This window comes from Xenorhabdus khoisanae (genome assembly GCF_001037465.1).
GTDB lineage: Bacteria > Pseudomonadota > Gammaproteobacteria > Enterobacterales > Enterobacteriaceae > Xenorhabdus > Xenorhabdus khoisanae.
Genome location: NZ_LFCV01000041.1, coordinates 1 through 13,959 on the forward strand (window position 1 = coordinate 1; position 13,959 = coordinate 13,959).

Genomic DNA, 13,959 nt, shown 5'->3' on the forward strand with positions numbered 1-13,959 from the left:
TTATTTATACTATCCATAATAGAACTAAGTGGCTTATTATAAGCCACTTAGTTTTTAACGATGATCTAGCATCCATCAATCTTCGTCAATTTCAGGGGCGGAAAATTGCCGTAGAATATCTAGATGTATATACATATCTAGTTTTCTGATATTTTCAAGCGCAACATCTCCCCCCAAAATTATAGCAGGTTCAAAACCAAACATTTGATTTTCATTTAATGGACCATACTTTTCCACGGCCTTAGAAAAAAGCCATATATCGTCATCATCTTCAATATCAAAAGAATCGAGGGATTTACTTGAAAAAAAAGCGGCAACATCAAGATCAGCGTCTTGCTTGTTTTTTTTATAAACATTTTCTTTTTCATGATAAATAGTATTGAATAAACAATCAATTATCAAATTCGTTCCTGTTTTTTCACCGCATAGATAAAGGTTACCAAAACCACTTCTGGCAATAACATGATAAGCATCTATTGACTCGAATGGGGTGTCTTCTAACCACATATCAACAATACTTTCATAATTATCGGGATTCACAATGCTAAATAACCCATCCTGATAGCTGTTCCAACCCTCTGTTCTCCAATAATGTAATAGTTGGTCGGGTAACTTTCCTCGCCATTTTTCTATCGATTCAGAAGGTACGGCTATATGCTGAGTAGCTTCCCCGAATTCTTCAATAAAACTATCGAAATATTTATCACGCATTATTTATATCCACAATATTTGATAAAGTGGTTGTTTTCATAACCACTTTATCAAAAAATAAAAATTAGAAATTAAAATTCTATAATGTCAGGTTCTGAAAGTTGACGTAAAATATCTAGATGGATATGCATATCCAATTTTTTGACATTTTCGAGTTTAGCTTCATCACCTAAAATAATAGCAGGCTCGAAACCAAATATTTGATTTTCATTTAATGAACCATATTTTTCTATAGCTTGTGGAAAAATACCTGTTTTTTTACTCCCTTTCATATCAAGGGATTTAATTGTTTGACTAGAGAAAAATGTTGCAATATCAAAATCAAGCTCTTTTGGTGTTTTTTTGTAAAACTCTTCTTTTCCATAAAATATGGTATTAAAGATACATGATATTGATATATTAGTGCCTGTTTCTTGTCCGCAGAGATAGAGTTTTCCAAAACCACTTCTGGCAATAACATGATAAGAATCCATTGACTCAAATGGCGTATCTTCCAGCCACATATCAACTATATCTTCATAGTTATCAGGATTTACAATGCTAAATAAACCATTTTGATAGCTGTTCCACCCTTCATTTTTCCAATAGTTTAATAGCTGATTAGGTAATTTATCTCGCCACTTTTCTATTGCTTGATCAGATACGGCGTTATGTTGGGTTGCTTCCCCAAATTTTTTAATGAAATACTCAAAATCTTCATCACGCATTATTTATACTCATAATAAATACATAAAGTGACTGTTAAAACAGTCACTTTAGCAATAGAAAATAATCAAATCTCTTGAATATCTGGATCTGCAAATTGACGGAGAATATCCAAATGAATATGCATATCAAATTTTCTTACATTTTCGAGTTTAATTTCACCGCCCAATACAATGGCAGGTTCGAAACCAAAAATTTCATTTTCATTTAATAGGCCATTTTTTTCTACGGCTTGGGCGAAAATACCTGTTTTTTTGCCACCTTTTAAGTCAAAGTGGCTAATTGATTTGCTTGAGAAGAAACTAACGATATCAAGTTCTAAGTCTTTTTCATTCTTATTAAAGTTATTGTCTTTATCGTATGTTATTTTATTAAAAATACAAGATATTGATAAATTTATCCCTGTTTTTTCACCACAAAGATAGATTTTACCAAATCCACTTCTAGCAATAACATGATAAGCATCCATTGACTCAAATGGGGTGTCTTCTAACCACATATCGACAATGTCTTCATAATCATCGGGATTGACAATACTAAACAATCCATTTTGATAGCTGTTCCAACCCTCAGTTTCCCAATAATGTAATAATTTATTTGGTAATTTTCCTCTCCATTTTTCTATGGCTTCAGTCGGAACAGTTTTATGCTGCGTTGCCTCCCCTAGTTCTTTAATAAAAAACGCAAAAAATTTATCACGCATTATTTTTTCCCCTTACCCCGACATAATTCTAATTGAACATTCATCTTAGCGTCGCCTAAGCCACTGTCAACTGCATCTTTTGCACCAATGTCAAGAGACTTGATGCGTTTTCCACTCCAACTCCCTCCGATGGCACTGTTAATTCTAGAATCTCCCATTTTTTTAGGAGCATATTGTCCAAAACCACCTGCAACCATATCGGGTTCATGTAATGCAGCTAATCCTTGAAGTGCTTCTTTGGCTTTTACATTTGCTATTTCTTTTGCTTCACCTGGGTCTTTTCCTTTTCTAATAAGACCCCTGTATATTTTGTCTGATATATCTCGTTCTGTATCATTTCGAAAATCTCCTTGAGCACTGGCTGCTTTACTATTCCGCTTATTTTTCTTATAAGCATCCCTTGCAATTTTGAATTCTTCAGGTGACATGCTATTAATAGCATCCTGCTGTCTTCTTAATTGCTCGGAATACTCATCTAAAAATGCTTTTCGCTCTTTATCCGTTTTTAACCTCTTATACCGCTTGCTGTCATAAGGATGAAAACACGGCACCTTAGTCTTCTTAACCCCTTTGACTTTACCCCCTTTATTTTGCTGTTTTTCTTTCAGTTCCTTTTTAAGCTCGTCTGGGTCTTTGGAAGGTGTTGTTTTATCTCTTTCAGCCGCCTGGGTCTCTTGTCGTTTAGCTTTGGAATTACTTCGTGCAACCCCCTTTTCCTTGCCAGCGATGATCGACATGGCCTTTGACCCGCCTTTAGCGATACCTTTTACCGCTTGCTTGATTACCCCTTTGGGATTTAAGTCAGCGAGGGTATCCCCAAATTCTTCTGCCGCGCCTTCTGGCTTAAATCGGTATTCATCCAGATTCGCGTTTTCCATGAGCGCATCAGCCTTATTCGTTAACCGATCCGCTTCTGCTTCATTACCCGCGGCTTTATGTGCTAATGCTTCCAGTTTCATCTCCACCGCAGCATCAGCCTGATGGCCTTTATACACCACTTCAGCAATATCAATGGCCGTATTTCCCAGATTTTTCAGGATACCGGTTCCCACATCTCCGACTTTTCCCCAGAATCCCTCCTCACTCTGGGTATTCGGCTTGATAACGGAATTAGCTTCTTTAGGCACCTCGGTCGATTTCGGCGGTTGCCCGGTAATTTCCCCTAACGTATTACCCTCACCGGTCGGGGCATCGTCATGCGCCCGTTTTTTCCATAATGCTTCATCACTCGCCGGTTTAGGTGGGATTTTCTTGATTTTTGCCATGTCCTTATGCTCCGTTCATCCAGAATTTGTCACCGTGGCGTAACAGCAATTTATTGCCGACACGCACACTTTTTGAATGCTCCTGCGCTTTGGGATGGCATTTACCTCCCACTGTGCCGCTTTTAACGCCATTCGCCACACCGGGTTCATCACCCAGCGTCTGGGGAACAAACGACTGTGCAAAAACCACAACGGGTTTGCCATTGGCGCGCACGGATTTTACCGGCACTGAACTGTCTGCCAGTTTGGCCATCACGGGGTAAGGAATGGGGGGCGTGGAAGAGCCCATCGGGGTTTTGCAGACATCCGGTAAAATGCCGATGACCATCCACTGAGTGCCTGTCCGGGCAAGGTAATTATCAGCCATAAATATGGATCTCCGTCTCGTCTTTGTCATCCGGTGACGCAATTCTTATCAGCGGTGCATTTGGGTCCATTTCAAAACGGGCTTCCATCACCCGGAGGGGCGATGTTGCCTCAATGTGGTAACGGTAAGTCATGGCGAGCGTGAGCGCTTCGCTGTCGATAATCAGGGTATCGGCGTACATCCGCTCCGGGAGCATTTCACCACTGAGCATTCTCAACAAAATCAGCGGCCGGTGCCCCGGCAACTGGACATGCAGCTCACCGTCACGGGTCAGGTTGAACAGACTGATACGGATATCAGGAGCAGGAAAGTCAATTTGCTGGTCGTCCGGCGCGTTATTCCAGTAACGAAAACTAAAATCCTCGGGAAGATAAGGGTGGCGTTCTGTCAGCCACTGCTCATCATAGGTGCCTGCCCGTGTGCGGCGTGGCAGCCAGGCGCGTCCGATAATCCCCAGTCCCGCAGGCTGGCAAACCTTTTCCGTGATGGACGGCGGCGAATTCAGCCACTGCGCAAAGTGGGCGGCCGTTATCGGGGCATCAGGGTGCTCAATGCGCGGTGCCAGGCAGCGGGAAAGATCTTTTGCCTTCGCATACCACGGGGTGATAAAGCCCGTTCCCAGCGGATTGTATTCCCATGTGGCATGGGCAATGGGGGGATTGTCTTTTTCCGGGTGCTGTTCCCGCTGGGTGTCGGTCAGACGAATTTCTTCGGGCACGGATGCCGCCGCGTCATCCTTTTCATACACTTTGCATTCCCCGCCAAAGGCATCACGGTAATCTACCGGTAACGTCGTGAATTTTTGGGGCGGCGTCAGTTGCCATTCGCCTTGTGAAGAACGCTGAAACTCACGCTCTCCCCAGACATGCAGGGTCTTATCGATCAGCGCTTGCCCGTCACGCGTGGTGACCTGTAACCGGACAGGCATTTTTTCACAGGCTTCACCCGCTGGCGCATAGGCGACACCATTGACAATCACATCACATTTGAGTTTCAGCGGCGCTAAATCACTTTCCTGCAAAACCGATGACCGGTTCATTTCGCCGGAAAAGGTATCCTGTACCGCCAGTTCGCCATAAGGGGCGGCCAGTACAGGCCGGTAATGCCCCGAACCCACAGGCTGGAGCTGGTAGACGATTTTCATGGCAACAACATGATATTCCTCGTCTTCGGTATCCAGCATTTTGTAATTAATAACTGAAAACGGGGTCAGGTTTCTGAATTCCATCATTTGGCTCCTTAGTTCAGGTCAATGTCCTGCGCACTGATTTGGATGGCATCAGTGGCATCAAACAGGAATTTGGTGCCCTGGATCGTGACATTGCCGAACTTGTCCATCCGCAGACAGCTACTGCCGCAACGCAGTTCAATCACATCGCCGACCGTAATGGCTAACGATTCGCCAACCGTGTGGGTATGAGTGATCCCGACGTCCTCTTCCTTGTGCTTGAAGACATTGATGGTCTGGTTTTTTTCGACGGTTTCACTGTGGTTAGCCAGCACATGGGTTTCGCGGTTGTTGAGTACTTTGGTTTTCATGTCTTTTTGCGCATGAATAAACACTTCTTCACTGCCTTTTGCATCCTCAAAGCGCAGTTCGTTGAAGCCTTCCCCTTTGTGGGTTTTGGTTTTAAACGTGGTGCGGGTCTTCGCGGCGGGTAAATCCAGTGGCGGACGGTTGACGGCGTTATAGACACTGCCGGTCACTATCGGCCGGTCAATATCGCCGTTAAGGTAAGAAACAATGACTTCCTGCCCAATGCGCGGAATGGCCATAAAGCCAAAGCCGTTGCCATTCCAGCCCTGAGCCACCCGAACCCAACAAGATGCGCCGTCAGCGGCTTTGTCATAGCGGTTCCAGTGAAAGTGGACTTTAATCGCGCCGTCTTTGTTGACGAAGATTTCTTCGCCTTCCGGCCCGACCACGGTGGCACTCTCATCCCCATCCGCCAGTGGCTTGTAATGAAATGGCGGTCGCCAGTCGGCATAGCCATCGATAAAGCTGAAGTCATTGCTGAGTGTGGTGCCCTCGCCGCCATGGTCATCCAGTGCCTGCGGGCAGCGCCCCTGATGGCTGATCCCGACAATCTGCCAGCAGGTATTGAGTGGGGCGTGGGGATGGGCGGCAATGTTGAAAATTTGCCCCGGCATCAGTTTGATGCAGTTACTTTGCCCGTTGCCACTCTGCATCTGGTTTTTCAGGGCTTCATGGCGGTACTTAACGAACGGTTTGGCTTCGGCATCCTTCTGAAAACGGCCATAACTTTCGTAAACCGTATACGGCGTCAGTGTGCCGAATGCCTGATAATCCGGGTTGCTTTCCAGATGGGAGAGCGCGTAAAACGGCCGTTCGGGATTGAAATCCTTGTTGATGGTGCGCTGGGGTGTCATCCCCACCCCCAGGCGAACCTGATAAATGGTATCGATCCCGTGCGCCGTTTCCGGCTGGGCATTGTAACTGAGCGTCAGGTCTGCCGCCATGGGCAGATGGCTGTCACTGAAAAACAGTGTTTCATCCTCAAACCAGAAGCTGATCCCCTCTTCGGCGGCTAAGCGGCAAAAAAAAGCATAGTCGGATTCCCGCTTCTGGGTGATGTATTCCCGGCTTTGATGGGCATCTTCCAATTTTGAGTCAGCGCGAACGTGGTGTTTTTTCAGCAACAGCTTCAGGATATCCGGCACACTTTGCCGGTGATAAATACGGCTGTCCTGATTGAGCGTGAGTCGCCAGAGGGACGGGCGCACCGTAAAGGTATACAGGATTTTGTTACCATCGGTGCCGCACCAGTCGGCATGGGAAATGATCCCGGTGATTTTGCGTTGCTCCAGCACACCGTGGAAGATTTGCAGTACTGCTTCCTGCATCAACAGCGCGGTTAAATCGATTTCCGGCGTCGGTATAAAGGGGTTACCGGGCAGGGACTGAACCAGCGTCAGGTTCAGGGTGAACAGCTCGGAAAGCCCCTCCCGCAGGGTAAAATCGGCCACCGCAAATGTCCCCTCAGGTAGCCCTCCTATCCGGCAAACAAAACGTAATCCACTTTTTAGCATTATTATGTCCTTAATTTTCGGTTTCATCTCATCTCTCATTACATTTCACGGCGCAGCCCGAGTTGATGCGGGAATGCCCATAACGCCATCTGTTCATCCTGCCGATAAATTTCCAGCATGATGAAGTTATCCCGGACAACAAAGCTCGCCAGCAGCTGGCTGATCACCCGGCAGAACTGGTACATGATGCCGTCATTTTCATAACAGGCCGGATTAAGGTGCAAATGCAGGGTGTTGCCATTAATCACGCCGCCCAGTCTCCCCGGACCGTAGTCAAGACGGCTGTCAAACCGGGAGTCCAGATGGACAATCCCGTCAATATGTTGCTGCATCCGGCGGCTGAGCGCGCGATCATGTCCGGTATAACAATCATACAAACGCAGGAAATTTTTCAGGGACTCGGTATTGAAAAGCAAAAACGGCGTGTGGTTGAGCTTATCAATCAGCGCCCAGTCTGATTTTCCCATCACCATGGGCGGAAAATCCGGTGACACGGGGGTGATATTGCAGGCACGCAGATGAGAAGGCACCGATTCCTGGGATTCGGTGATAGCCCCGGGTTCCAATGTCATGGCCTGCGTATGGTAGCCGATGAAGTGTGCACAAACCGGCTGGGACGGCAGTTTGGTGGCCGCTTTTCCGTCCGCATCCAGAAAATGTAGCCAATACTGGATACGCCCAAGCAGATCGATGGAGAGTCGGGGCTGGAAATAGAGATTATCGGGTTGCCCTTCATCAAGCAGCCAGCCACTTTTCTCGCAGAACTGAGTCACCGGCTGGAAATGAGCGGTGTTAGCGTAAGATTGTTTGCCGCCGGGTTGTCTGGCCGTTTGGACCCCCTGTAACCGGAATAACCGCTCAGTCTCTGATAAAAGAAGGGGATAATGCGCGCGATTTTCCGCCAGCGGGATCGGCGGGCTGACCATCGTATCCAGGTGAACAGCGGGCACACAGCCTAACTGGAACGCATCGCCTACGGTTTCCAGTGGCAGTTCACCGTTCAGCCTGAATACCAGCTCAAATGACCCGTCGCGGTTTAACGGCAATTCACGGTAATCCCGCGCATCAAAGGTCATAAAATCAAAAGCATGAGGCAGGCAGTAGTATTCCGTCATCCGTTGCAGACGGTCAAAATGGTTATGGCTTGTGGGCAGTATACTGTGATGGCCATGAGCATCACACCCGTATAACTTGCTGTACCTGAGCCTTTTTTCTTCGTTTTGCGTGCGCAGGTAAATATTATCGAGATGCCGTTCCAGCCACAGACTCAACTGGGCCGCCCGCTCACGGTCTGTGCCGAGAAAAAATTGCAGTAATCCCACTTGCCAACGGTCTGAAACCGCGCCCGTTTGGCGCAATGTCACAATGATCTCGCTGTATTCCCGTGTTTTTTGGATCTGCTTATCCAGGACAATGAAAGGCTCAATATGCAGGGGACGACAGGTATGAAACCGTAAAGTGTATTCCCCCTCATCGGTGGTTATCGGTACGCCCTGGGGGATATCGACGGCGCCCTGATGAACGTCCTGATGGGGGGTAAATTGGATGATGGTTGTCGGGGGCACAGGACGCAGGGTATGGGGCCAGATGCGCCCCAACATTTCATGGGTGACTTGCGGAAAGTCGTCTTCAACGGTGCTGCGCAAGTTTGAGGTTAATAATGAAAAACCTTCAAACAGGCGTTCAATATCCGGATCATGAGGGTTACTCAGAAAAGGTTCCAGATGCGGAAACTCAGTTGCCATCAACTTTGCTTTTTCACGCAGGTAAGCTAACTCTTGCAGGTACAGCGATTCCTTGTTGTTTTTCATTTATTGCCATCTCTAATGTTCCGATTAATAATTGATCGGCATCTTGTGAATAAAGTTTATATAAAATGAATGCGCTACTTGGTAAGGGTGATTTATTGTACATGGGATTTTAATTAATTTATTTAATGTAATTCTGCTTTCTCTGGATTTGGGAGAAGTCTGAATCGTTGTGTCTGCCCGCTTCGGAAGGAAAACCGAGAGACAGAGGAGACAATGTCAATACCCACTTTTTTTACATTTTGCAAAAAAGAATTGTTTGCTGATTTTTCCTCGTTTTTTCCGCACCCTTCATGTCTGTTTTCGGATACGGGAAGGTGGTGATGAGAAAGCGTTATGCATTATTCTGGCTGGGATGGATGACTGCATCCGTGAGTCATGCAAAAACGGTGGTGTATACCGACAGCCACCATACCCCCGTCAATCTTTCCCCTGATACACAGGTAGTCTGGCTGGATACAGCTGAACAACAGCAGCAGAAAATCTTCTCTCAACTTTCTGCCGACCCTCAACAAGCTGCGGTACAGGCACAAGCTATTCTGCAATCTTCCCAATGGTTCCAGCAGGAACAACACATTATCAACGCTTATCGTGCTGTTGTTGAAGCCTGGCAATTAGGGGTGCGTCAGTATCCTGCTGTGGTGTTTGATGATCATGAAGTGGTGTATGGTACGGCGGATGTGGCAAAAGCGAAGGCGCTCAGGGAGCAGAATCATCCATGAGTATTCAACATATTACTTTTCCTGTCGTCATCACTTTGATAACCGCATTTGCTCCGGTTGCGCAGGCCTCCCTCAACACGGCCCAAATTGTCGCCAGCAGTCTTTCGCCCGCCTGTATTCAGTGGCGGGTCAGCGGCATTTGTTACTGGCTGTTTTGTTCCTGGCAGGGTTGCACGGTAAAAACCTCGGTTAAAGTCACCCACTATCTTCCCGAAGCGGTCGTGTCCACCTATCACGCCCCCGGCGGCAATCCGTGGTCAGAAATGGCGCAGGTCAGCCGACTATCCGGCGGGCTGGAAAATGCCGTTACCGGTGCGTTATCTTACCTGACCGCAGGCGGGGGTAATCACAATACCCAGATTGCAGGACAACGGCGCACCAGTCTGCGTTTTAAATATGCCGATGCCATCGGGCATCCCGCCACCAACCTGATTGGCGGGCAAATTCCCGGCTATTCCTGCCGCAGTGCTGCCACTCCCTTGATACCTTATTTTCTGAGTACGCTGGATACGGTCGCGTGGCGCACTGGTTTACCGGAATCGTTCTATCCTGAAGCGCTTATTCCCGGTCAGCGGGAACTGGGCAGCCAGATGGCCGGCAATATGTGGGGCAATATTTACCCGCGTTCAGGGTTTGTTAATCAGACTGATGATGACAAAGCCGCTGCTGTGGTCGCGCAGCGGGTGGCTGACATTATCACCCGTGCAGGCCAGCCTCATGTTTATCAGGTTCTGAAAGCCCAACGGACTGACGGCTACTGGCCGCCGGAGCCGGTGAAAGAAAATACCGGCACAAAGAACCACAAGTGGCAGCGGTTATCACCGCAGTTAAGCTCCAGCTGTGCCGTGTTTCCAGACGGGGAACACATGGCTGCAAGCAACGGCAATCAGGCCTATGCCCTGTGGCAGCCCTACAGCTGCTGCCAACGGCGCGGGCAGCGTTTTCTCGGCAGTACGGATATCTGAATAAGGAAATGAACAATGACGAGAATAAACAGGTTATTGCTGATATTGGGCGGACTGGCAACCGCATCTGTACAGGGTAATACGCCGGTGGTGTCCCTCTCATTACCGCAGGTGAATAACAGTGTGCTGGGTTATGGGGCTGAGGCCAGCGGTGCTGTTTCCGATACGCTGTTTTATACCCTGGGTGGCGGTTCGGTGATTTCACAGCCGGCCACCCGCGGCTCCCTGACCAGACTGGGCGGACTGGAACTCGGCTGGAGTTCGGATTTGATGTGCGGGAATTTTGATTTGAAAACCACTATCGGCAACCAGCTGAATGGTATCACGGCGGGGTTTAAGAACCTGATGAGTGATGTCATTCAGGGGGCAACCGGCGCAGTGGCCAGTCTTCCTGCCATGGCAATCCAGCGTGCTAATCCCGGTCTGTATGACATGCTGACCAATGGCGTTTTACAGGCCAATGTGGCGTTCGATAAGGCCCAGTTTAATTGTCAGAACATGGCGAAGCGGATGATGAATTTTGCTGAAAACAGTAAATGGACACAATCTGCTGCTCTGCAGGAGTATAAAACGCTGGTTAACAGCGGGGATGCGGATGCCGTAAGAGTCAATAATGCCGGCGCCAAGACCACCGGCATGGGGGGACATCAGTGGATTGGTGGCAAAAAGCAGGGCGGCAGGGGGCAGAATGCTATCCGGCCCACCCGTGATTTAGCCAGCGCGGGTTTTAATATGATGAATAATCAGCCCGTGCTGAGCCAGTCTTCTGTTCGCCTGCAAGATTGTCAGGGGGGGGCCTGCACCAAATTCAAAAATGCCACTGAAGCGGCGGAAGCGGTGGTAAACGTGCTGGGCGACCGTGCTATCCGTACCTGTGGCAATGCGGCGGAATGCACCAGTGGCGGGGAACACCAACAGCCGGGTGCAACGGTGGCCGGTACGGGCTTTGCACCGATGCTGGAAGAACAGACCGAAGCCAATATTGAACAGCTGATGAAACTGGTCAATGGCACGGAAAAACCGACCGTCGCCAATCTGGCCAAGCTGAAAACCGGCAGTCTGGCGGTGACTAAAGGTGTCATTCAGGCGTTGCAGCGGGACCCGGACAGTGCCGCATTAACAGTCCGTCTGGCGGGCGAACTGGCGATGGCAGAAACCACTGAAACGGCCTTGCTGATGCGGCGGATGCTTATCACCGGGATGTCCGAACCCAATGCCGCGGCGCAACCGGACGCATTCGCCGAAGGGGAACGGCGGATTGAGGCGCTGGACAGGGAAATCACTGCATTAAAGAATGAAATGCAGCTGAAACGGGCACTGTCGCGCAACGCCATCCTGACCATTATTGAGCGGGACACCCAGCGCATTAAAACGCATCCGCAAAAACAGGTACCGGACAGCACCGATGCGCGGTTTTATCAGCTGGAAGCCCCAAACCGTGAGCGCAGTTAAGGTCAGCGATGGCAGAGAAGATTTCAGTATTAAGAAAAGGTGTCGCGTTATCACTGATTATCGCTTTGGTGATGGTTATCACGTTAGCGACAGGCTGGCTTGGGCTGCAACAGGCAGAAAACCTGACTCAGCTTCACCGCTGGATAACCGACACCGGGGAATTCTGGTTAATCTGGCGGTTATGTCTGTATGCCGTACTGGGCTGGGGCAGCCGGAAAATCTGGCGGCGGACACAACATCAGAAGACACATCGTGCAACTTTAATTCGAATGCTGGTCGTCAGTCTGATGTTCATTTTACTGTGTGAATACGCCCTGTCAGGGAATAGCGGAGAAACCCGATGACCACCAACAGCTATCTGGAATACTTTCTGACCCTGCTCGGCTGGGTGGTTAACAACGGATTATGGCAAATTCTGATAGCGACCGGGCTGTTTACGGCGCCTTTAGTGATAAAGGTGATCGCCGTCTGGCTGAAGGTGAGAGAATGTGGTGAAGACGACGGTAATGGCGGATTACAATCGCTTGCCCGGATTGAAAACACTCTGTACTGCGCCTTTTTCGTGATGGTGGTGTGTTGTGTTCCACTGGTGAATGTCAGCCTGACCACTCTCCAGTATGACCCGTCCCGCGCCAAAAGCTGTGGCACCTGGACGCCCAAAGCACCGGACAAAAGTGATTATGCCCCGGCGATGTCCAGCCTGAATAACCAGACGGCTGCCGTGCCGCTCTGGTGGGCGGTGGTACACCGGTTGTCAAAAGGATTCACCCAGGCAGCCGTTGCCTCCATCCCCTGTCACCCGGATCTGCGGCAACTGCGCTTTGAAGTGCAGCACACCCGCATCAGTAATCCGGCACTGGCAGCGGAGTTGCAGGATTTCACCCACGATTGTTATGCGCTGGCATTGTATCAGTGGAAACGGCGGGATCAGGGGCAAACCACCGACGACACCAGGCTGAATGATATCGACTGGCTGGGCAGCCGCACATTTTTAGCCGGTGATTATAATACGCTGCAATCCCGAACGCCCCGTACCTATTTCCCGTGGAGTGAGAGCCGGGACAGTGGGCGGCCGTATACCGGGCAGGGCGGTTATCCCACTTGCAAAGCCTGGTGGTCAGCCGCCAAAACCGGGCTGAAAGACCGGGTACTGGCGCAGGCCGATCCGGGATTATGGCTGCGTCTGTCAGCCACCCTGAAAATGCTGGGCAAAAATACACAGGAATATCAGGAAGCGGTGCTCCGCCGTCTGGTCAGCCCGGTAAACCTGACGGTTTCTCAGGAAGGGTATGTTTACGCAGGCTATGGCGGCAATGCTGATCCTACCTTGTTGGATGCGGGCAACCGGGTCGGTGCTTCTGCGGGGACTTTATTGGGCGGATTACTCGGTATGCCGGTGTTTGATGCGGTGCGTCAGGCACTGCCGATGATGCAGGCGGTGATCCTGATGGCGTTGTATATCCTCATCCCGTTGATCCTGCTGTTTGCAGCGTATGAATTTAAAACGGTATTCACCCTGACATTCGCCCTCTTCGCATTGAACTTTCTGACTTTCTGGTGGGAAACGGCCCGCTGGCTGGACAGCTATTTACTGGAAGCCCTGTACGGCTCAGATACCCACAGTCTGTTTAATCTGGCGGGCATTCAGAATACGTCGGATGATTTAATTATGGGGCTGGTGATGGGCACGCTGTTTATTGTGTTGCCGATGGTCTGGCTGGGTGCGTTAGCGTGGGCAGGGGTACGCATGGGTGATGTGGCCGGCATGATGAGTCAGGGCGTGGGGCAGGTCAGGCAATCTGCTGGCATGTTCGGGCAAATGGTGATGCAGAAAGTGTTGTCCAAAGGAAAGTAGTCAAATTAAGTACTTAAGAATTAAGGCATAGGATTCTGTCCCCTAATTTGAATTTGATATTTTCCTTTATTTAATCTATTGATAATTGTTTCGATTATTAAAATAAGTAATATTGTCGTGTTAATGTTTTAATCCATGCTCTTCTAAGTTTAGGTCTTATATTCATCTTAGCAATGCAGCGTTCATGATATATATCACAAAAAAGTAAATTATTTAATGACATCCTTGCCAATATGCCTTATATATAAAGTGTTATACTTTCATGTTTAAATCGGATCCTTTTTAGGGTAATAGGCGATATATAATCAATATAGAGGCCTCAAGGGTTGCAACCGTTGAGGCTTCGCTACTATTG

Annotated in this window: 13 protein-coding genes; 5 read left to right on the forward strand and 8 right to left on the reverse strand. The window is 48.7% G+C overall.

The window, feature by feature from the left end:
• Positions 1-75: 75 nt before the first annotated feature.
• The 8 genes from AB204_RS07400 to AB204_RS07435 all read right to left on the reverse strand — a co-directional run bounded on the left by AB204_RS07400 (position 76) and on the right by AB204_RS07435 (position 8,613).
• Positions 76-711, reverse strand: coding sequence for a GAD-like domain-containing protein (locus AB204_RS07400; RefSeq protein WP_047962745.1), 636 nt, complete (start codon positions 709-711; stop codon positions 76-78).
• Between the two features lie 71 nt (positions 712-782).
• A complete protein-coding gene (locus AB204_RS07405) occupies positions 783-1,418 on the reverse strand; it encodes a GAD-like domain-containing protein (RefSeq protein WP_047962746.1) in 636 nt (211 codons plus the stop codon).
• A 65-nt stretch (positions 1,419-1,483) separates the two neighbouring features.
• Positions 1,484-2,119 (reverse strand): GAD-like domain-containing protein, encoded by a 636-nt coding sequence (locus tag AB204_RS07410; protein ID WP_047962747.1) that lies wholly within the window; start codon positions 2,117-2,119, stop codon positions 1,484-1,486.
• Complete coding sequence (locus tag AB204_RS20800; protein WP_053067854.1) at positions 2,119-3,384, reverse strand: polymorphic toxin type 15 domain-containing protein; 1,266 nt, start codon at positions 3,382-3,384, stop codon at positions 2,119-2,121. The genes AB204_RS07410 and AB204_RS20800 overlap by 1 nt, the downstream gene beginning before the upstream one ends.
• 4 nt (positions 3,385-3,388) lie before the next feature.
• The gene (locus AB204_RS07420; RefSeq protein ID WP_047962748.1) at positions 3,389-3,751 is read right to left on the reverse strand and encodes a DUF4150 domain-containing protein; all 363 of its coding nucleotides are present in this window, start codon (positions 3,749-3,751) and stop codon (positions 3,389-3,391) included.
• Positions 3,744-4,982, reverse strand: a complete 1,239-nt coding sequence (locus AB204_RS07425; RefSeq protein ID WP_235428049.1) for a DUF2169 family type VI secretion system accessory protein — start codon at positions 4,980-4,982, stop codon at positions 3,744-3,746. The genes AB204_RS07420 and AB204_RS07425 overlap by 8 nt, the downstream gene beginning before the upstream one ends.
• An 8-nt stretch (positions 4,983-4,990) precedes the next feature.
• Positions 4,991-6,829, reverse strand: coding sequence for a type VI secretion system tip protein TssI/VgrG (gene tssI / locus AB204_RS23430; protein WP_235428050.1), 1,839 nt, complete (start codon positions 6,827-6,829; stop codon positions 4,991-4,993).
• An 11-nt stretch (positions 6,830-6,840) separates the two neighbouring features.
• A complete protein-coding gene (locus AB204_RS07435) occupies positions 6,841-8,613 on the reverse strand; it encodes a type VI secretion system baseplate subunit TssF (protein WP_047962750.1) in 1,773 nt (590 codons plus the stop codon).
• A 320-nt stretch (positions 8,614-8,933) separates the two neighbouring features.
• Here AB204_RS07435 and AB204_RS07440 point away from each other — a divergent pair, with 320 nt between their 5' ends.
• Genes AB204_RS07440 through AB204_RS07460 form a run of 5 tightly spaced genes read left to right on the forward strand, consistent with a single transcriptional unit; the run spans position 8,934 to position 13,604 of the window.
• A complete protein-coding gene (locus AB204_RS07440) occupies positions 8,934-9,332 on the forward strand; it encodes a TIGR03757 family integrating conjugative element protein (protein ID WP_047962751.1) in 399 nt (132 codons plus the stop codon).
• Positions 9,329-10,297, forward strand: a complete 969-nt coding sequence (locus tag AB204_RS07445; protein ID WP_047962752.1) for a TIGR03756 family integrating conjugative element protein — start codon at positions 9,329-9,331, stop codon at positions 10,295-10,297. The genes AB204_RS07440 and AB204_RS07445 overlap by 4 nt, the downstream gene beginning before the upstream one ends.
• 15 nt (positions 10,298-10,312) lie before the next feature.
• Positions 10,313-11,749, forward strand: coding sequence for an integrating conjugative element protein (locus AB204_RS07450; protein WP_047962753.1), 1,437 nt, complete (start codon positions 10,313-10,315; stop codon positions 11,747-11,749).
• An 8-nt stretch (positions 11,750-11,757) separates the two neighbouring features.
• Positions 11,758-12,093 carry a hypothetical protein gene (locus tag AB204_RS07455; protein ID WP_047962754.1) on the forward strand — a complete coding sequence of 112 codons (336 nt, stop codon included), beginning with the start codon at positions 11,758-11,760 and terminating at the stop codon, positions 12,091-12,093.
• Positions 12,090-13,604: a conjugal transfer protein TraG N-terminal domain-containing protein gene (locus AB204_RS07460; RefSeq protein WP_047962755.1), complete on the forward strand. Its 1,515-nt coding sequence runs from the start codon at positions 12,090-12,092 to the stop codon at positions 13,602-13,604. Before AB204_RS07455 ends, AB204_RS07460 begins: the two co-directional genes overlap by 4 nt.
• Positions 13,605-13,959: the final 355 nt, after the last annotated feature.